Annotated in this window: 15 protein-coding genes; 7 read left to right on the top strand and 8 right to left on the bottom strand. The window is 68.8% G+C overall.

Annotation, left to right across the window (positions count from 1 at the left end; all coding sequences use genetic code 11):
• Positions 1–70: 70 nt before the first annotated feature.
• Together ACQHIV_RS19835 and ACQHIV_RS19830 are read right to left on the bottom strand one after the other, a co-directional pair.
• Positions 71–1,126, bottom strand: a complete 1,056-nt coding sequence (locus tag ACQHIV_RS19835) for a LacI family DNA-binding transcriptional regulator (RefSeq protein WP_427896183.1) — start codon at positions 1,124–1,126, stop codon at positions 71–73.
• 64 nt (positions 1,127–1,190) lie between these two features.
• A complete protein-coding gene (locus tag ACQHIV_RS19830) occupies positions 1,191–3,113 on the bottom strand; it encodes a glycoside hydrolase family 43 protein (RefSeq protein ID WP_427896182.1) in 1,923 nt (640 codons plus the stop codon).
• Between the two features lie 232 nt (positions 3,114–3,345).
• Here ACQHIV_RS19830 and ACQHIV_RS19825 point away from each other — a divergent pair, with 232 nt between their 5' ends.
• Both ACQHIV_RS19825 and ACQHIV_RS19820 read left to right on the top strand, forming a co-directional pair.
• Positions 3,346–6,144, top strand: a complete 2,799-nt coding sequence (locus ACQHIV_RS19825) for a S8 family serine peptidase (protein ID WP_427896181.1) — start codon at positions 3,346–3,348, stop codon at positions 6,142–6,144.
• Between the two features lie 112 nt (positions 6,145–6,256).
• Positions 6,257–6,988: a hypothetical protein gene (locus ACQHIV_RS19820; RefSeq protein WP_427896180.1), complete on the top strand. Its 732-nt coding sequence runs from the start codon at positions 6,257–6,259 to the stop codon at positions 6,986–6,988.
• On the opposite strand, the gene ACQHIV_RS19815 is transcribed toward ACQHIV_RS19820, so the two are convergent.
• The 4 genes from ACQHIV_RS19815 to ACQHIV_RS19800 all read right to left on the bottom strand — a co-directional run bounded on the left by ACQHIV_RS19815 (position 6,985) and on the right by ACQHIV_RS19800 (position 12,525).
• Entirely contained in the window at positions 6,985–7,614 is a 630-nt protein-coding gene (locus tag ACQHIV_RS19815; protein ID WP_427896179.1) for a class E sortase, read from the bottom strand. The genes ACQHIV_RS19820 and ACQHIV_RS19815 overlap by 4 nt on opposite strands.
• A 71-nt stretch (positions 7,615–7,685) precedes the next feature.
• On the bottom strand, positions 7,686–7,826 hold the full coding sequence (locus ACQHIV_RS19810; protein ID WP_380191031.1) for an LPXTG cell wall anchor domain-containing protein: 141 nt from the start codon (positions 7,824–7,826) through the stop codon (positions 7,686–7,688).
• Between the two features lie 3 nt (positions 7,827–7,829).
• A complete protein-coding gene (locus tag ACQHIV_RS19805) occupies positions 7,830–8,888 on the bottom strand; it encodes a glycosyltransferase (protein WP_427896178.1) in 1,059 nt (352 codons plus the stop codon).
• On the bottom strand, positions 8,788–12,525 hold the full coding sequence (locus ACQHIV_RS19800) for a putative Ig domain-containing protein (RefSeq protein ID WP_427896177.1): 3,738 nt from the start codon (positions 12,523–12,525) through the stop codon (positions 8,788–8,790). Before ACQHIV_RS19800 ends, ACQHIV_RS19805 begins: the two co-directional genes overlap by 101 nt.
• A 151-nt stretch (positions 12,526–12,676) precedes the next feature.
• On the opposite strand from ACQHIV_RS19800, the gene ACQHIV_RS19795 reads away from it, so the two are divergent.
• The 5 genes from ACQHIV_RS19795 (at position 12,677) to ACQHIV_RS19775 (ending at position 17,672) form a co-directional block, all read left to right on the top strand.
• On the top strand, positions 12,677–13,648 hold the full coding sequence (locus ACQHIV_RS19795) for a hydroxyacid dehydrogenase (RefSeq protein ID WP_427896176.1): 972 nt from the start codon (positions 12,677–12,679) through the stop codon (positions 13,646–13,648).
• A gap of 105 nt (positions 13,649–13,753) precedes the next feature.
• Entirely contained in the window at positions 13,754–14,671 is a 918-nt protein-coding gene (locus tag ACQHIV_RS19790; protein ID WP_427896175.1) for an ABC transporter permease, read from the top strand.
• Positions 14,668–15,579: a carbohydrate ABC transporter permease gene (locus ACQHIV_RS19785; protein WP_427896174.1), complete on the top strand. Its 912-nt coding sequence runs from the start codon at positions 14,668–14,670 to the stop codon at positions 15,577–15,579. Before ACQHIV_RS19790 ends, ACQHIV_RS19785 begins: the two co-directional genes overlap by 4 nt.
• Positions 15,580–15,603: 24 nt before the next feature.
• Positions 15,604–17,163: an ABC transporter substrate-binding protein gene (locus tag ACQHIV_RS19780; RefSeq protein ID WP_427896173.1), complete on the top strand. Its 1,560-nt coding sequence runs from the start codon at positions 15,604–15,606 to the stop codon at positions 17,161–17,163.
• A gap of 5 nt (positions 17,164–17,168) precedes the next feature.
• The gene (locus tag ACQHIV_RS19775) at positions 17,169–17,672 is read left to right on the top strand and encodes a LacI family DNA-binding transcriptional regulator (RefSeq protein WP_427896172.1); all 504 of its coding nucleotides are present in this window, start codon (positions 17,169–17,171) and stop codon (positions 17,670–17,672) included.
• On the opposite strand, the gene ACQHIV_RS19770 is transcribed toward ACQHIV_RS19775, so the two are convergent.
• Positions 17,656–18,720: a LacI family DNA-binding transcriptional regulator gene (locus tag ACQHIV_RS19770; protein WP_427896171.1), complete on the bottom strand. Its 1,065-nt coding sequence runs from the start codon at positions 18,718–18,720 to the stop codon at positions 17,656–17,658. The genes ACQHIV_RS19775 and ACQHIV_RS19770 overlap by 17 nt on opposite strands.
• Complete coding sequence (locus tag ACQHIV_RS19765; protein ID WP_427896170.1) at positions 18,710–19,777, bottom strand: LacI family DNA-binding transcriptional regulator; 1,068 nt, start codon at positions 19,775–19,777, stop codon at positions 18,710–18,712. Before ACQHIV_RS19765 ends, ACQHIV_RS19770 begins: the two co-directional genes overlap by 11 nt.
• Positions 19,778–19,795 lie beyond the last annotated feature (18 nt).

The following is a 19,795-nucleotide window of genomic DNA, read 5'->3' as shown; positions in this document are numbered from 1 at the left end:
CTGTGCCGGACGTTAGCTTGTTTACGTGAACATGTCCAGAGGGGTGTGACCTATGAGTCAGCGGGATCGGTCAGCGGCGCTTGCGGGGCGCGGTGGTGCTCTCGCGGACGATCAGCGGTGCGGCGACCGTGCCGTGGAAGTCGGTCAGCGGGGCGCGTTGCCGGAGCTGCCGGAGGATCAGCTCGACCAGCTCGTTGCCGATCTGCTGGAACTGCTGGCGGACCGTGGTGAGCGGCGGCCAGAAGTGTTCGGCCAGGTCGATGTCGTCGAAGCCGACGACGCTCACATCCTGCGGTACGGCGCGGCCGGCCTCGTGCAGCGCGTGGATCAGTCCGCACGCCATCTCGTCGTTCGCGGCGAAGACGGCGGTGACGTCCTTGCGTTTGGCGAGCACCTTGCCGAGCTCGTACCCTGAGTCCGCGGACCAGCCGCCGCGGAGGATCGCGGGGACCTTGCGGCCGTTCTCCTCGAGGGTCTGGCGCCAGGCGGTCGCGCGGAGGTCCGCGGGGCCGGAGTCGTCCGGGCCGGCGAGGTGGTGGACGGTCTTGTGGCCGAGGTCGAGGAGGTGTTGTACGGCGGCCTTGCTGCCGCCGACCTGGTCCGCGCCGATCGCCGGGTGGTGGCCGATGAACCGGGAGTCCGAAACGGCGACCGGGAGTGTCGGCGGGAGGGCGAGCGCGGTCGGGGTGGCGGTCTCGGCGCGGATGATGATCAGGCCGTCGATCGCCTGGTGGTTCAGTTGCTGGACCGCGTCGCTGACGTCGCTGGAGGACGGGGTCTCCACGTCGACGAGGCTGACCGAGTAGCCCTCGCGGCGGGCGGCCTCGATGACGGCCTCGATGGTTTTCGATTCGCCGGTGCGGATGACCTTGTGCGCGATCAGCCCGATCGACCGGAAGTTGCCGCGGCGGAGGGCGCGGGCGGCGTGGTTCGGGGTGTAGCCGAGCTCGCGCATCGCGTCGAGGACGCGTTCCTTGGTCTCCGGGCGGACCGGGTCGGCGCCGGTCGAGACCCGCGAGACGGTCTGCGCCGACACCCCGGCCAAGCGCGCCACATCACCGATCGAGGGCCCCGACTTGGGATGCCCCTTGACTCCGCGACGCGACGGCTTGGCCTGGTTCGACATGGGATCAATATAAGTAGCTGGGCCCCACTCCACCCCCCGACCCGAGCGGAGCGAGGGGCGGTTGTCAGTTGTTGCGGGCGATCATGAGCCAGCTGATCTGGATGTCGGGGGAGCGGGTGGGGGTGATCGATACGGTGATGTTGCCGTTGGCATCGACGGGGATGTCGGTGTAGGCGGCGGTGGTGGGGGTGGCTGTGAAGAGGCGTTGGGGGTCGACGACGGTGTTGTTGATGGTTACCTGGGCGGCTCGGTTGGCCCAGGGCCAGGGGTCGTAGTAGCCGGCGTGGACCGTGTACGTGCCGGGTTCGAGGCCGCCGAAGGTATAGACGAGGGGCTCGTGGTTCTTGGCGTACCGGAGGGTGGTGTAGAGGTCGCCGGTCCCGGACGGGGCGCTCGAGCCGGTGTAGCCCCAGGTGGTGCCGGTGGTCGGGTCGGTGCCGAGCGGTTGCTCCGGCGACGAGTTGAGGAGCGGCCCGCCGGCCGTGGCGACCGTGGTCCAGTCGGGCGTGGCGATGCCGCCGGCGTTCACGGCGTACCGCAAACCATGCGGTATGACGACGATCGAGCGGGTGAAGGTCCGGCCGTCCGACAAGGTGCCACGCAGGCTCGCTGGCCCCGCCTGCGCGACGCTGGCCGGGTCCCAGGTGACCGGCAGCTGCTGGGATCCGCGAGCGGTCGTCACGGTGACCTCGGACGGCAGGCTGCTGGTGTCGTTCAGCCACACGTGATCCGGGATCGTGCTCGAAACGGTCCACCGCGCGTACGGCGTGAGGTCGCCCAACGACCACTCGCTGTCCGGCCCGACCGTCAGCGAACCGCCCTCACCGAAGCTCATCGGCATCCACACGTACGGCGCGTTCGCCAGGTCGCTCGGCGTCCACCGGTCCCCCATGAACAGGAACTCGTTCTGCTTGGCATCGACCGTGATCACGTTCGTACTCTGCGACCCGTACGTCGTCGCCGCACCGGCCCCGGTGATCGGTACACCGCGGTCGGTGAACTGCCCGAGGATGTTCTGCGAGGTCGCGTAGTGCAGCGGGTTCGGGTCCCACCCGGTCGCGCCGGACGTGAGCAGGTAGTACGTGCCCTCGGACTTGAACATCGCGGGCGCCTCCCGCTGGTTGCACACGAGCGTCCGGGTGAAGTCCTTGCCCTGCACGGCCTGGTCGGGCGCCGCGGACAGATACGTGTACGACGGGTTCAGCTTGGAGATGTACATCGTCCGGTTCTCCTCGGACGAGTAGATGATGTACGCCGTACCGTCGTCGTCCACGAACAGGTTCATGTCCCGCGCCATCCCGCCGGCCGGGTCGAACGAGGACCCGCTGCCGCACCACGGCACCGAGTCGCTCGGCACGTGGTCGAGCCGGTACGAGTCGATCCACCGGAACGGGCCCTTCGGCGAGTCCGCGATCGCGACGCCCGCCTCGGACCGCGCGTAGTTCGACGTACTCGTCGGGGACGACGGCCCGTCGGAGTGCACCCACATCACCCACTTGCCGGTGGACCTGTTGTAGATGACCTTCGGCCGCTCGAGGATCGACGAGGTCGCCCATCCGTCGGTACGGACGTTGTTCGTCGACAGGTCGCGCCAGACGACCTCCTTCTGCGTGGGCGTGTAGTGCTTGTAGAGCTTCGCGAAGTACTTGTCGTTGTCGAACTGGTCGACCGAGCTCATCGCCCGCAGCGCGAGCCCCTCGTCCTTCCAGTTGTAGAGGTCGTACGACGAGTACAGGTGTACGCCGGGGCTGTTGTAGTACCCGTTGCTGCGATCCTCGCCGTACCAGTAGTAGATCCGCCGGCCGTCCTCGTCCTTCGCGGTGACGACCTGGCCGCCGTGCGCCTGGATCACCTTCCCGCTCGTGTCCAGCCACGGCTGACCGGGCCGGAAGGAGCCGCCCGCGGTCGCGGTGCTCGTCGGCACCACCAACAAGCTGAGGCCGAGCGCGGCCAGCAGCGCACCAATCACCATCCGAGTCCTGTGCACATCTGCTCCTCGGTTGCCACCAGGAATGTTTACGTGAACAGAGTCGGTGCGGCACCGGCGGCGCGCCACTCCACCGCGTGTTGCAGGTATTGACATCCCGGCGAGGAGGATTCCGGAGCAGACCTCTGACATACTCCCCGCGTTCGTAACTCTCAGACCTGGGGGCGTTGTGTCGGTTCGTCCTGTTGAGCTGCTGCGGTGGGGGCTGCCGGCGGTGTTGGTGGCGGTGTTGGTGGCTGGTTCGCTGGTCGCGTTGACCGGATCCTCCGGATCGGCGGCGGAGCCGGGTCCGTACCGGCCCGGGTTCGCGCGGCACGGTGCGTCCGCGGCGGACGTCGAGCCGAACGTGGTGCTGGTCAAGTTCAAGTCGAAGGCCACCGCGTCGGCGCGGAGGGCGGCAGCGGCGAAGGCCGGGACCGCCGAGGAGACGGCCGGCGACGTCCTCAAGGTCAAGGGCGACCTGCCCGCGCGAGACCTGCTGAAGAAGGTTAAGGCAGACCCGGCGGTCGAGTTCGCCTCGCTGAACTTCCGGCGCCAGGTCGCCGCGGTCCCGAACGACCCGTACTACGCGTCCAGCCAGGCGGCGTACCTGAACACCGTCCGCGTGCCGCAGGCGTGGGACGTCTCGAAGTCCACCGGCAGCCAGATCGTCGCGGTCCTCGACACCGGCATCGACGCCGGCCACCCGGACCTCGCCGGGCACCTGGTCGCCGGGTACAACGCGGTCTCCACCACCCGGCCGAACCCGGTCGACGACAACGGCCACGGCACGATGGTGGCCGGCATTATCGCGGCCGGCGCGAACAACGGCGCCGGGGTCGCGGGCGTCGGCTGGAGCTCGAAGGTGATGCCGGTCAAGGTGGCCGGGGCCAACGGGGTCGCCAACGACCTGGACCTGGTCGAGGGCATCGACTGGGCGGTCGCGCACGGCGCCACCGTGCTGAACATCTCGATCGCGAACCCCGGCGACAACCCGGTGCTGCACGACGCGGTCAAGCGGGCGATCGCCAAGGGCGTCGTCGTGGTCGCGGCCTCAGGCAACGACGGCAGCAGTGTCGCGCAGTACCCGGCGGCGTACCCCGAGGTGATCGCGGTCGGCGCCACCAACGCCGGCGGCGTGCTGACCGACTTCAGCTCGTACGGCGACTGGGTCGACGTCGCCGCGCCGGGCTGGGACATCGTCACCACCGGCGCGCGGAACCTGAGCCAGTCGCCGTACTGGCTGTGCAGCGGTACGTCGTGCGCTGCGCCGATCGTGGCGGGTGTCGCCGCGCTGGTGAAGAACAAGTGGCCCACGCTCACCCCGGCGCAGCTCGAGGCCCGGCTCAAGGCGTACTCGCGGGACGCCGGCCCGCGCGGCACCGACCCGTACTTCGGGGCCGGCATCCTGGACGCGTATGCCGCGCTCGGCGGCCGCTGGGCCGCGGACTTCCCGATGAGCTCGATCGACCTGAACGACTCCCCGGAGCGCGCGATCCCGCTGTCGAGCTCGATCAGTACGACGATCAGCACCGAGGGCGAGACCGACTGGTACGAGGTGGTCGGCTCGGCCGCGCGGAACCTGAGCGTCTCGCTGACCGGCCCGGAGTTCAACGGCGACAAGTACCCGCTGAACTTCGGCCCGCGGATCGACCTGTACGACGGCAACCTCAAGTCGCTGGTGTCCGTCGTCACGCCGTACCCGGAGACCGATCCGGCGACCGGCGGCCCGAAGTGGGGGCCGCTGACCGCGGCGACCACGGTGAGTGTGCCGGCCGGCAGCACCTTCATCGCGGTCCGGAACGCGAACGGCTCCCGCGACACGCGCCCGTACACGCTGAGCGTCGAGGACACCGACACCGGCAGCACCAAGCCCGGCGTCGACTACCCGGTGCGGGACGTGTCGCCGCCGGACCTCGCGAGCGGGCAGGGCCTCGACACGCGGCCGAGCGTCACGTTCGCGCGGGACGTCGTCGCGAGCAGCGTCAACGCGTCGACGGTCCGGCTGCTGCACGGCAAGTCCGGCGCGACGATCGCCGCCACGGTCTCGTACGACGCGGCGAACAAGCTGGCCGTGCTGACGCCGTCGGCGCCGCTGCTCGACAACACGCCGTACCGGATCTCCGTGAGCGGGGTCCAAGAGGCCGGCGGGACCGATCTCGAGCCGTTCACGAGCGTGTTCTCGACGTTGGACGGTGCGCCGCCGAAGCTCACCTTCGACGCGAGCGGGGCGTACCTGGCCGCCAACCTGACCTGGAAGGTGCCGGCGCTGCCGGACCTCGACCAGATCGTCGTACGGCGGAACTCGACCAGCCAGGTCCCGACGCCGACCACCGGCACGCTCGTGTACTCGGGCACGGCCGCGGCGTACCGGAACACCGGGCTGGCGCAGGGCGTGACGTACACGTACGGCGCCTGGGCCAAGGACCGCGGCGGCAAGTTCAGCCCGGTCGCGGCGTCGCAGCTGCTCGGGATGAAGACCGCGATCAGCACCACGGCCGCGTCGCTGAACTACGGAGGCACCATCACGCTGCGCGGCAGCACGGTCCGGATCGACAACAAGGCGTACGCCGGGCTGCCCGTCAACCTGTACGTCCGGCCGGCGAACTCGAAGACCTTCAAGCTGCTCTCGGCGCTGAAGACGACCTCGACCGGTGCGGTCAGCTACGCGTACAAGCCGCTGACCTCGTCGGTGTTCATGATGACGTTCCCAGGCAACGGGGACCTGATGGGCACCCGCAGCGCCGACCTCACCGTGCAGGTCGCGCCGACGATCTCGGCCACGCTGGCGCCGGCGTCGATCCGGCTCGGGCAGGCCAGCAAGCTCAGCGGGTACGTCGCGCCCGCGCACTACGGCAAACCGGTCTACCTGCAGCAGTACGTGAACCGGGCGTGGAAGTCGATCGCTTCGGTGAAGCTGACCACCTCCGGTGCGTACGCGTTCGGGATCAAGCCCGCCGTACGTGGGCAACTCGTCTATCGGGTGTGGTTCCCGACCGACGGGGACCATGCGCAGGCGTTCACCGCGAACAAGATCCTGACCGTCAGCTGAGGGCGATCTGAGGGGTGCGGATTGCAACAAGCTGCAATCCGCACCGTGCGGATATAACGTTCGAATAGCCGTACTTGCGCGTACCAGTTGGTATAGCCCACAGTTCCTGTCTGTGGGGAGTCTGAGAGCAATCAAACCGAACCGTCGGCAGCTGTTCGTGGCGGGGGCCGCGGCCGCCGTCGCGGGCGTCGTAGCAGCCGAGACCGCGAGCGCCGCCGACCTGTACGGGTCCGGTGAGCTGGGGGACTGGACGATCCTCAGCCGCTCGATCTCGACCGCGGCGACCGTCACCTACGTCCGCGACCACGACGGCGTGTGCATGTTCGGTGACAGCATCGCCGTACAGGACGGCAAGGCGCTGGCCAGCAAGCTACTGAGCCGCGGCATCAGCCTCGCGGTGCACAACTGGTCCGGGCGGCCGACGATGCCGGCCGTCGACGCGCTGGAGAACTGGGCGCTGAAGTACGGTCTGCCGCGCCGGATCCTGATGGCGACCGGCACCAACGACATCTTCAACCCGCCGGTGTTCGCGGCGCAGGTCGACCGCACGATGCGGATCGTGGGCAGCAACCGCAAGGTCGTCTGGGTGAACACCCAGATCTCCCGGATCGCCAAGTCCACGGCCGTCCAGGTCGCCGACCAGCGCAACAGCGCCTGGATCAACTCCCAGCTGCACGATGCCGAGAAGAAGTACCCGAACCTCGACATCGTCCGTTGGGCCGAGTACCTGGCCGCCAAACCGTCCCGCCTGACCCAGCTCCTGCGCGAGGGCGTCCACACGACAGTCCCCGCCGGCCAGGACGCCCGCAACGACCTGATGGTCCAGGGCCTGCTCGCTGCCTAGGGCTTCTTGACGACCTTCACGAGGTGGCCGAAGGCTACTGAGCGGTCAGGCGAGTGGAAGAGGTCCTGGCAGGTGGTGAGGGTGATGATCGAGCGGGTGGGGGCTGTGTTCCGGCCGGGGACCGGGTCGAGGACCCAGGTGGCCGAGGCGTCGACCGTGAGGTCGCGTGGCGAGCCGTCGAGCTCGTAGGTGTAGGTCGCCGACTGGGTCTCGACGATGATCTGGTCGCCCTTGGCCAGGTCGAGCAGCTTGCGGAACGGCGAGCCGTGCGTGACGCGATGGCCGGCGATCGCGAAGTTCCCGGGCTGACCCGGCAGCTGGGTCTGGGGATAGTGGCCGATGCCGCGGGCGAGGTCGTCGGCCGTGACGCCTTCGACGATCGGCTTGACCCAGTCGGCGCCGAACTTCGGGATCCGGAGCAGTACGAACGGCTTGCCCGCCGCCGGTTCCGCGGTGGCGGGGGTGGTGGCCGGTGTCTTCCACTGGTTGCGCAGCGAGTTCTCGGCCTGGTTCATCTGCTGGTTCGAGGCGATGCCGGTACCGAAGTACTGCCAGCCGACCCAGCCGAGCACTCCGAGGCCCGCGACCAGCAGGACGATGCCGAGCCCCCGTACGACTCCCCGCATGGCTTCAGTATGCCTTCCACTAGTGACCGGGCGAAGGTCCCCGCTCCCGCGCCCGGTCCGGTGACCAGTGCCTACTGGTCGTCGGTGGTGCGCCGGAACGTACCGGCCGCGCGCCACAGTGCGATGCCGAGCATGACCAGGGCGAAGCCGGCGAGGGGGAGCCAGAAGGCCGCCGCCGCGCCGGTCGAGGCGAGTTCACTCACGCTGTACACGAATTACCACCTCCTCTCGCGTCCGGTGGCCGCGTGCAGGTAGGCGGTCGCCTGCACGCCTTGCAGGAACATGTCGTACACCATCTCCACGACGAGCGTCGCCGCCACCGCCATCGCGAGCTTTCCGCGGCGGCGGACCGTGACGACCCGCTCGGCCATGAACAGGACCGTCACGCCGAGCCAGAACCCGTGCACCCGCATCCCGTGCACGGCGCCGTACGCCAGCGAGAACAGGTACGCGCCGGTGATCAGCACGCCGATCGCCCCGAGCGCCTGGCGGCCCCAGTACGGGCGGGTGACGCGGGTCCAGCCGTAGTCGAAGAGGTTCTCCAGCGCGCCGCGCTTCCACCGGACCCGCTGGTTCGCGAGCGCCCGCCAGCTCTGCATCGTCTCGGTGGTCAGCGTGCAGCCGGACGGCGACCGCAGGATGTACCCGAGCTTCATCAGCGCGAACGACAACTCGTTGTCCTCGGTGAGTACGCGCGTGTCGTACACCTGCGGCTCCCCGGGCAGCCGCCCGTCGGCCCGCGCCCGGACGACTTCGCGCAGTACGCCGACCCGCAGCAGCGTCGCCGTACCGGTGAGCACCAGCACCTTGCCGCGCTGCCGGCGGATGTCGAGCTCGTACCGGGCGTATTCGTTCGCCTGCAGCCATTCCACGAAACGGCCCCACCGCGTTCCGGAATCGATCCGCCCGCGGAACACACCACCCACGCCGCCGACATTCCCGGCGTACGCCTTCAAACCCGCCTGAATGAATCCCGGGTCGAGAAACGAGTCGGCGTCCTGGACGAGAATGACGTCGTCGTCGGTCAGGCCGGGTAGCAGCAGGTCGAGGACCTGGTTCAGTCCGCCGGCCTTCTTGTGCCGGTTGTCGACGGTCTCGTAGACCTCGACCTGATGGGCGCGGGCGACCTCGACCGTGCCGTCCGTGCAGTTGTCGGCGATCACGATGATGTGGTCAGGACGCCTTGTCTGCTGGCGTAACGCGGCCAGTGCGGAGGGTAGCGATGCTTCCTCGTTGTGAGCCGGCAGTAGCGCCACCACCGTGACGGCAGGCATGCGTGAGCCCCCGCTCATGTTTCCTCCCCGTGGACGCGGACCCCAGTTCGCCGCGCCAAGAACCGCAACGATTATTACCCCCGAACCGCACTCGTGGGCAACACCAATGTAAAAAGGATGCGAATTCCACGACGTCGCGGCTGGGGGTAACAATTCCGTCGCCCACCGTCGCCGGAACAATCACGAACGGTGGCGTACCAATGGCGGTCCGTTTCAGCCGGCCAGTAGTTGGACCTCGGCGAGGTTGGTGAATCCGCCGTGCTGGTCGGCGATCCGGAGCAGCGGGTAGGTGGCGCGGGCCGCCAGTGGGAAGGTGTACCACTGGTTCCCGTCGGTGATGCCGGTGATCGTGGCGAGCGTCGTCCAGGTCGTGCCGCCGTCGGTCGAGCCCTGGACGAGGTCGCCGTTCGCGCGGTCGGGGAGGTTGGCGCGCGGGCGGACGCGGACCGTGTCGAACGTCAGCGTCGTACCGCTCGGCGGGGTGACGGAGACCCAGCCGGTGCCGGTCGTGGTGTCGGTGAAGGTGGTCAGGTCGCCGTCGAACCATCCGCCAGCCGTTGGCCTCGGGCGTGCCGACGCCGGGGAACGCCGGGCTCGATGCGGTCACCCAGCTCTGCTGGATCGGCACCGTCCGGACCCGCGTGTTCCACAGCGCCAGCGACGTACCGTCCGTGGTGTCGACGATCGTCGCACCGGGCTGCCCGGCGGCGGTCGTGTAGTCGACGCTGAACCGCAAGGCCCGCCCGTACGCGACGTCATCGGGGAGTACGACCGACGCCGTCCAGTGCTGGTCGTCGGTCCGCGTGACCTGGGCGGCGAGGCCTTCGATCGACGCCTCCACGCGGCTCAGCGGATCGGTGGCCGACATCGTCAGCGTCACGGTGTCACCGTTCTGCGCGAGCTTCGGGTCGCTGTCCGACGAGGAGAGCGAGACCGCGTTCATCGCCGTACTCATCTCCGCCCGCTGCCCGTAGATCCGGAACTCGCTGAAGCTGGAGATCCCCGGGTACGCCGGGTCCGTCGGCTGGCCGGGGTGGTCCACCTGCAGCTTCAGGAACCGGAAGCCGAGGCCCTTGACCTCGTCCCGCACCGGGATCTTCTCCAGCGCGAACCCTTCGTTCGAGGTGTCGGTGGTCTCCCGCGACGTCAGCAACGTCCAGGTCCGGCCGTCGTTCGAGCCGTACACGTTCGCGCCCTGCGTCCGGTTGCCGAAGTTGTACCGCGCCTGCAGGCCGAACGCGTCCGCGGTCACCCGGAAGCCGATGCCGAAGTCGATCACGGCCGGTGCGCGGAGGTCCCCGGAGTACGTGTTGAAGTCGCCGTCGAGCATGTTGCCCAGGGCAACCTGGGAGAGCGCGGACGAGGTCGCGTGTCCCCAGTAGTCGAAGGAGCCGTCGTCGCTCATCGTCGGCGTGAGCTTCTCGAGGTGTGCGACCGCGCTCTGCAAGGCGACCAGGTCGGCGGAGAACGTGGCCGGGTCGGCGCTCGGGGCGGCCGTCTCGGCGGTCGCCTTCGCCGCGTCCACCGCTGCCTGGGACGCTCGTACATACGTGGTGTTTGTGTCGTAGCCGGTCAGCGCCGCGTCGATGGCGTCCTGACGGGTCGCGCTGACTGACAGACGCACCCGCAGTACGGCGTCCGTGGTCGCGTTGGACGCGACGACGAACGTGTCGTGGTCACCTACCTGGGCCGCGGTCGGCTGCCAGGTCAACGTACCGGTGCTGCTGTCGAGCGCGGCGCCTGCCGGAAGCGTCGCGCTGTACGACTGCGCGTTGGTGGCGGAAAGCGTTGTGGAGAAGGGCTCGCCGGCCACCGCGAGCAGCCGTACGTCGGATCCCTGGGCGAACTGCGGCGGCGTGAGCTGCGTCTTCGCCTGCAGGTTGATCGCGTCGACGTCGACCGTGACGGCGGGCGACCCGGTCACCGTGTAGTACGCGAGCGAATCGCCGCCGGCGCTCCCGCGCAGCTTGCGCGTGTCCATGTCGTACGTGACGTACCTCCAGGCGCCGTGCGTGTCCGGGAGCGTCAGCGTGTAGTACGGCGCGAGGCCCTGCTCCTTCCGGATCTGCAGCGTCGCCGTCCCGTTCGTACGGATCCGTACGCCGACCGGGCTGTACCCGTCGCGGTTGTCGTACAGCATCGTCCGTACGGCGATCGTCGTACCGCCGGGGAGCGGGCGCATCCGGACGTAGCCGTCGCCCACCGACGTACCGGGGGTGAGTGGCGTGCTCCGCGTCTCTGCCTGCACCAGAGCGTCGTGCTGCACCGGGGGCGCCGCGCCCGCGACCGCGGCCGGGAAGGACAGCCACGAGTCCGGGTTGAAGTCCGGGTTGCTGTTCCAGAAGTTGTACGGCGACGTACCCCAGTAGAACTGGGCGCCCGAGTCCTGCTTGGTCGCGACCTCGGTGATGCTCGGCGCGATCGTGGCGATCGCCGGGCCGAGCTGCTGCCGGTAGATCGTGTAGAGCTCGTTCGTCGGGTCGAAGATCCGCCCGCGGTACGCCTGGGACAGCACGCCGCCGCGCTGCGTGGTGTCGATCCACGGGATCGTCTTGCCGAGCATGAACGCGAAGAACTGCTCGGCGCCGCGGAGCAGCCGGTTGCCGCCGAACGCGTATACCGAGACGGCGTCGGACGCGGTCGAAACCGTGCCGTGGACCGGGTCGAGCCTGGTGCCCTGGATGTCGATGACACGGGCGAGCTGGGTGAGCATCGTCACGTCGTCCCAGGCGTGCGCCTGGTCGCGGCCCATTTCCTGCAGCTGGACGAACGTCTTGTGGTACGGGTTCCGCGGGTCGTCCTTGGAGATCACCGGCATCACCTTGCTGAGTGCGCCGTTGGTGTCGTCGTCGGGGTTCGTCGAGTTCACCGAGAACCACTCGACGGCCTCGCGGTAGCGCGGCAGGTTGTCGGTGAACACGTAGCCGGCGATCGCGCCGATCAGCGAGTAGCTGTGCTGGCCCATGAAGTTGCGGTTCCGGTACAGGAACGTCTGGGTGAGCGGCACGATGAGGTTGCCGGTGAGGTCCGCGGTGTCGCCGTCGGTCCAGGTCAGGTCGTAGCCGTCGGCGGCGGGTGCGGTGACGGACGAGTACCGCAGGATCTCGGCGGCCGCGAGCATCCGCATCAGCGGGGCGCCGCTGTGGATGTGCGCGTCGGGGTAGTAGACGTACGCGTTCGGGTCCATGTGGGCCCAGATCCGGATCAGCTTCAGGGCGTTCTCGCGGTAGACCGGGTCGCCGTTGACGAAGTACAGGATCGCCTGGGTGTACGCGCGGAACGCGTCGTCGATGAACTTCGACTCGACGCCCTGCGAGTTGAACGCGGCGGTCCCCGGCCGGTCCACGACCGAGCCCTGGTTGCGCGAACTGAACGTCTTCGAGGCGTACGTGGTGGCGGTCATCGCGGCGTAGTACGACGCCCACGGCTCGACGCCCGCGCGGGTCTGCGTACGGGCGAGCTCGAGCGAGGACGCACTCACCGCCAGCCCCGGGTGCACGAAGCCGGCACTCGACCGCACCGGGGTGAGCACGGGCAGGGGATCGGCGGCAGGCGCGGCATGCGCAACCGGCGCGACGCAGGCAACTGCGAGGAGCACGGCCACAACAGCCAGTGCGATCGATCTGATACGAGCCATCAAACACTCTCCAGCGATGGTCAGGGGTGGGGTAGGTGCGGTGGTGGGCGGGTGGGAGCTTGGCATTGGGGGCGGGTGGGGGGTAGCGGGTGGGGGTTTTCGAAAATTTTGGTTTGGTGATAGTTAACGTTTTCTATGTCAGCCTGGCCGCATGTCACCTGAGAAACCGTCGGCGTTGGTTGCCCTGTCGGTCGAGCACTGGCCGTTGTTGTTTCCGCCGGATGTTCGGCGTCGGCTCGAGAGGCTGGTGCGGCTGGAGGGGCCGGTCGAGCGGTTCGAGCCGGATCGCCTGGCCGGTGTGGAAATTCTGATCACCGGCTGGGGTTGCCCCGCCGTCGACCGGCAGGTCCTGGCGGCGGCGCCGAAGTTGCGTGCCGTCCTGCATGCCGCCGGGAGCGTGAAGGGACACCTGAGCCGCGAGGTCTGGGAGCGCGGCATCGCGGTCTCGTCGGCCGCGGACGCGAACGCCGTACCGGTCGCGGAGTTCACCCTCGGCGCGATCCTGCTGGCCGGCAAAGGCGCCTTCGACCTGCGTGAACGGTACCGGCGCGAGCGCACGTTCGAGCTCGGCTACATCCACCCCGGCGTCGGCAACCACGGCCGTACGGTCGGACTGATCGGCGCCTCCCGGATCGGCCGCCAGGTGCTCGACCTGCTACGGCCGTTCGGGTTCCACGTCCAGGTGTACGACCCGTACGCCACCGACGTCCCGTCGGTTGACCTCGAGACCCTGCTGAGGACCAGCGACATCGTCAGCGTGCACGCCCCGATGACCGCGGAAACCCAGCAAATGCTCGGCTCCGCGGAGCTGGCCCTGCTCCGGGACGGTACGACGCTGATCAACACCGCCCGCGGTCCGATCGTCGACACCGAGGCGCTGATCGACGAGCTGAGCTCCGGCCGGATCAGCGCCGTACTCGACGTCACCGACCCCGAGCCGCTGCCCGCGGACTCGCCGCTCTTCACGCTCCCGAACGCCTTCGTCACGCCGCACATCGCCGGCTCGCACGGCAACGAACTCGCCCGTCTCGGCGGTTGCGTTACCGGCGAACTCGAGCGCCTGCTGAACGGCGAACCCCTGCGCTTCGGCATCACCGCGACAGATCTTGACCGCGCCGCCTGACCACAAAGACAACGTTTGCCGTCCGGATCCTCGGCCTTGACAGCCAAAATCCGCAGCGCTACCTTCACGGCAGATAGAAAGCGCTTTCCAAAGGAGCTCCACGACATGACCAACCGAACCGTCCGCTCAGGCCTCTGGCTGGGGGTGCTGGCCGTCCCCGCCGTGGTGTTCTTCCTGGTGTTCAGCTACGCCCCGCTGGCCGGTCTGGTGGTGGCGTTCAAGGAGTTCGACATCAGCAAGGGCATCTTCGGCAGCCCCTGGAACGGCCTGGCGAACTTCCGGTACTTCTTCAGCTCCGGCGACGCCCAGCGGATCCTGCTCAACACGATCGTGCTGAACGTCCTGTTCCTGGCGGCGACCCTGGCGGCCGGCGTGACGCTCGCGCTCATGCTGAACGAGATCCGCGGCCGGTTCTTCAAGCGCGCGGCGCAGTCGACGATCTTCTTCCCGTACTTCGTCTCGCCGGTCGTGATCGCGATCATGCTGCAAGTGCTGCTGTCCGGGCCGAACGGCTCCGGTGGGGTCGTCAACGACGCGCTCGCCGGGTTCGGGCTGCCGACGGTCAGCTGGTACACCGAGCCCGGCCCGTGGCCGTGGATCCTCACGTTCGTCAAGGTCTGGCAGCTCGGCGGCTACATGAGCGTGATCTTCCTGGCCGCGATCACCTCGATCCCGGAGGACGTCTACGAGGCCGGCCAGATCGACGGCGCGAGCCGCGCGCAGATGGCGCTCCGCATCACCCTTCCACTGCTCAAGCCGACGGCCGCGGTGCTGCTGGTGCTGGGTGTCGGCCGGATCTTCTACGGCGACTTCGGCACGATCTACGCGATCGTCGGCGACAACGGGACGCTGTTCCCGACCACCGACGTGATCGACACCTACGTGTTCCGGTCGCTGCGTCAGATCGGCGACTTCGGCACCACCGCCGCGATCGGCCTGTTCCAGTCGGTGGTCGGTTTCGTGCTGGTGTCGGCCGCGGTGCTCATCCAGCGCCGGTACTCCAAGGAGACGAGCCTGCTGTGACCACGATGACCCTCGCGAAGCCGGCTGCCCGGGCGAAGACCCGCAGGACCGGCGGCCTGGAGCCGTTCACCCTGATCAGCATCGTCGGTGTCGGTCTGTTCATGATCGCGTGCCTGATCCCGTTCTGGGTGATCTTGTCCGGCTCGTTCACCGACGAGCAAACCCTTGCGGTGAAGGGCTACAGCCTCATCCCGCACCCGTTCTCGACAGCCGCCTACAAGCTCATCTTCACCGGCCCGACCCTGGTCAGTGCGTACGTCGCCAGCGTGTTCATCACGCTCGTCGGTACGGCGCTCGCGCTGAGCTTCACGTCCGGCCTGAGCTGGGTGATCGCCCGCCGGCTCCCGTACGTCAGCCGGCCGCTCGCGGTCTTCGCGTACATCCCGATGCTGTTCAGCGGCGGACTCGTCCCGCTCTACCTGCTGGTCACGCAGTACCTGAAACTGCAGAACAGCTACTTCGCGGTGATCCTGCCGTTGCTGGTGGCCCCTTTCCTGGTGTTCATCCAGGTGTCGGCGTTCCGCCAGCTGCCCGAGGAGATCCTCGACTCGGCCCGGGTCGACGGCGCCGGCGAGATGGCGATCTTCTTCCGGATCGGGCTGCCGTTGTCCAAGCCGATCCTGGCCGTCGTCGGCCTGTTCTACGCGGTGCACTACTGGAACGAGTGGTTCACCGCGCTGCTGTTCATGTCCGACGTGCACAAGTACCCACTCCCGCTGTTGCTGCAGAACCTGATCTCGAACGTGTCGTTCTCGCAGATGCTGCCGACAGCGGCCCAGCAGACGACGCCGGTCTACCAGCTCCGGCTCGCGCTCACGGTCGTCACCATCGGCCCGATCCTGCTCGCGTACCCGTTCGCGCAGCGCTATTTCGTCAAAGGCATCACGCTGGGCGCCACCAAAGGCTGACGCCCGTAATCATCAGGAGGCATCGTGCCCGCCACACCCCCAGCCGGCCTCAGCAGGCGCGGCTTCTTGGCCGCCGGCGGCGGCCTGTCCCTCGCAGCCGCGTTCGGCCTCAGCGCCTGCGGCGGATCGTCGACCGGCGGTTCCGGCAAGTCCGCCGACACCCTCGCACTGCTGCTCCCCGGCGACGCCCCGGCCGGCTGGGACGCAGTACTCGCCAAGGTCAACGAGAAGCTCAAGAAGGACCTGGGCTTCACGATCGCGCCGCAGTTCACCGCGTGGTCGAACTACCAGCAGCAGACGCTGCTCAAGTTCACCGCCGGCGAGACGTTCGACACCGCACTGCAGGCCCGCTGGCTGAACATGATCCAGCTGGTCGCGAGCAAGTCGCTGGTCCCGGTCGACGACCTGATCCCGAAGTACCCGAACCTGAGCAAGAACCTGGCTCCGCAGCTGCTCGAGCAGAACAAGTGGTCCGGCAAGCTGTACGGGATCCCACAGGTGAACTCGGCCGCCCGGTTCCACCACTTCACGGTCCGCCAGGACCTCGCCGAGCAGTACGGGCTCGGCGACATCACGACGTTCGACCAGCTGGAGAAGTACTGGTACGACGTCAAGCAGAAGGCGAAGATCACGCCGGTCGGGATCTCCTCGAACATGCCGAAGCTGCTGGTCGCGTTCGCGCCGGTCGGCTGGCTGAACCAGCATGACTGGGAGAACCCGCACGTCAGCGTGCAGACCTTCAGCGGCGGCTCGTTCCCGTTCTTCCTGGCGCAGGACGGCAAGAGCACCGGTTCGGCGCACCCGATCCCGTTCTGGGAGGCGCCCGGCGTACTGGATGCGCTCCGCAAGGTCCGTCAGTACTACCTGGACGGCATCATCAACAAGGACGCGCTGAACGTCGACTCGAGCACGATCGGGTCGCAGTTCGAGGCCGGCCGCATCGCGACCCGGTGGGCGATGACGGACGGCCTCTCCTCACAGTCGCTGGCCCCGCTGCGCAAGGCGGTACCGGCCGCGCAGATCGCGAACGTCGTACCGCTGCGTGGTGGGAAGGCCGCGAAGCCGAACCAGACGTTCCAGGCGGACAACTTCGTCGTACTGAACGTCAAGGGCCAGAGCAACGAGCGGGCGATGCAGCTGGAGGACTGGGTCTCGATCAAGGCGAACCACGACCTGATCAGCTACGGCGTCGAGGGCAAGGACTGGAAACCGGTCGGCACCGACAAGTTCGAGCAGCTCACCCAGTACGGCTTCCCGGGGTTCGCGCTGTGCTGGCGGCAGAAGCTCGAGCTGAAGATCAAGGACATCACGCCGACCGAGGACGCCTGGTTCGAGTGGGCGCAGAGCTACGACAACTTCACCCTCGACCCGTACGCGTCGTTCGTCCCGGACGTGACGCCGGTGAAGCGGCAGGACAGCCAGGTCGCAGCTGCGATGACGCAGTACGGCAACCCGCTGTGGATCGGCGCGGTCGACGTCGACAAGGGGCTGGACACGCTGAAGAAGGCGGTCGAGAAGGCAGGGCTGAACGACCTTCAGGCGGAGATGCAGAAGCAGGCGGACGCGTACCTCAAGGGACAGTGACCCCGATGTCCGCCCCACGGAGGAAGCTGGCGGTGGTCGCCCGCGAGGCCGGTGTGTCGATCTCGACGGTGTCGAAGGTACTGCGGGCCTACCCGGACGTGGCACCCGCGACCCGGACCCGCGTGCGCGAGGTACTGCGGCGCGCCGGGTACCCGATGGACCACGACCGGCGCGAGGAGTCCGCGCTCGTCGACGTCGTGGTCGCCAGTCAGAGCAGCGGCCGGGCCGGCGACGTACTCGCCGGCCTGGCCGACGCCGCCCGGGAGCCGGGGCTGGCGCTCGTCGTCACCACGGTGAACGGCGGCGAGCCGGTGCCCCGGCTCTGGCTGGAACGGCTGTTCGCCCGCGGTACGCGCGGGGTCGTCGGCCTCGACGTGGAATTCACCGACACCCAGTTGGCGTACCTCGCGGCGTACGACATCCCTTGTGTGGCGGTGGATTCCGGGGTTTCGATCCCCGAGGTACTGGCGGCGGTCCTCGACGGGACGTACCTCAGCCGCGCCGGCTGACCGAGCTGCGGACGACCACGTGGGTTGTGAAGAGCCGGTGGTCGCCGGTCCAGCCGGGCTGCTGGTGCCGGGAGTCCAGCGCGATCCGCGCGGCGGTTCGGCCGAGCTCTTCGTACGGGACGTGCACCGTGGTCAGCCGCGGCCGTAGGTCCTGGGCCAGCTCGACGTCGTCGTACCCGACCACCGAGAGGTCGTCGGGGACGGCGAGGCCGAACTCGGCCGCGGCCGCGTACACGCCGGCGGCGACGACGTCGGTGGCCGCGAAGACCGCGGTGAAGTCCTGGCCCGCGACCAGCCGGTTCTTGCTCAGCTGGTAGCCGGACGCGCGGGTGAAGACGCCGTGCTCGACCAGCGTCCCGTCGTCCGGTACGCCGAAGTCGCGGAGCGCCCGGCGGTGACCCGCCAGCCGCTGCATGCTCGTGCTCTGCCGCTCGGGCCCGGCCAGGAACAGGATCCGGCGGTGCCCCTGCGACAGCAGGTGGCTGGTCATCGCGTACGCGCCCTGCTCGTTGTCGTACTCGATGACAGCCGTCGGTACGTCGTCGCCGAGCGCCGGGCGCCCGCACAGGACGAGCAGTGATCCGGACGCGTGCAGCGACCGGGCCAGCTCGGTCATCCGGGCGCGGTCCTCCGCGGATTCGTTGGTGACGCCACCGATCAGGATGACCGCGCCGGCGCGTTGCTCCCGCATCAGCTGGACCAGCGCGAGTTCCCGGGCCGAATCGCCCTGGCTGGTGCCGATCAGGCTGAGCCAGCCGCGGCGGGACGCCTCCTGCTCGACGCCGTGCGCAGCGTCCGCGAACGACTGCCCGCGGACGTCGGCGAGGATGAACGCGATCGTCTTCGACTGCACGCCGGCCAGCGCCCGCGCGTGCGTGTTGGCGGCGTAGTTGAGCTCGCGGATCGACCGCATCACGCGCTGGTTCGCCGACCGGGACACCGGGTAGTTGCCGGCCAGCACGCGCGAAACAGTGGCCGGGGAGACGCCCGCGTGCGCGGCGACATCGGCCAGGGTCGGCGAGTTCGTGGTCTTGCGCCTAGGCGGCATCGTTCTCCTTGGGCGGAGCGGTCGAGTCCCGGATCACCACGTGCGTGCCGAGCATCAGATGCTGGTCCAGCGCGTACTCGTCGCGGTGCAGCGCCAGCCGTACGGCGGCGCGCCCGAGCTCCTCGTGGGGGATGTGCACGGTGGTCAGCGCCGGGCTGAGGTCCGCGCTCAGCGGGATGTCGTCGTACCCGGCGACCGAGATGTCCTCCGGGACCCGCAGCCCCGCCTCGCGGAGTGCGGCGAGGATGCCGCTCGCGACCATGTCGGTGATGCCGAGGATCGCGGTCGTCCCGGTGTCGCGGGCGAGCAGCGCCCTGGTCTGCCGGTAGCCGGACTCGCGGTCGAACGTGCCGCCGACGACCAGGCTGTCGTCGACGTCCAGGCCGTGCGTGCGATGCGCGCGGGCGAAGCCCTCGAAGCGCGCGCTGGTGGTGGTGTGGTTCGGTTCGGCCGCGCCGATGAAGGCGATCCGCCGATGGCCGAGCGAGATCAGGTAGTCCGTCACGGCGAACGCGCCGCCCTCGTTGTCGTACTCGACGACGGTCGCCGGGGCGTCCGCACCGATCGGCGGGCGGCCGCAGAGCACCAGCCGGGATCCGACGCGCTCCAGCGAGCGGGCGATCTGGGCCATCCGCTCGACGTGTTCCGGCGTACGCAGGCCGCCGCCGACCAGCACGACCGCCTCGGCCTGCTGTTCGCGCATCAGCTCGATCAGCTCGAGCTCGCGGTCGGCGTCGCCGTGATGGGTGCAGACCAGGCAGACCCGGCCCTCGGCGGTCGCCTGCTGTTCGACGCCCTGCCCGATGTACGCGAACAGCGGGCCGACTAGGTCACGGACGACGAACGCTACGGTCCGCGTCGAGCCGCCGACCAGAGCGCGGGCCTGCGCGTTGATCACGAAGTCCAGGTCCTGCACGGCCCGGAGTACGCGCTTGCGCGTCGAGGCGCTGACCGGATAGTTGCCGGCGAGTACGCGCGACACGGTGGTCGCGCTGACACCGGCGGCGACCGCGACGTCCTTCACCGTCGGGCGGCCCCCGGCGATCGCTCTGGCCACGCGGGAACTCCTGTTCCG

The sequence above is a fragment of the Kribbella polygonati genome (genome assembly GCF_050320105.1).
In the GTDB taxonomy this organism is placed as follows: domain Bacteria; phylum Actinomycetota; class Actinomycetes; order Propionibacteriales; family Kribbellaceae; genus Kribbella.
Note: the sequence above shows the minus strand (reverse complement) of the source record. Positions and strands in the feature narration are given on the sequence as shown.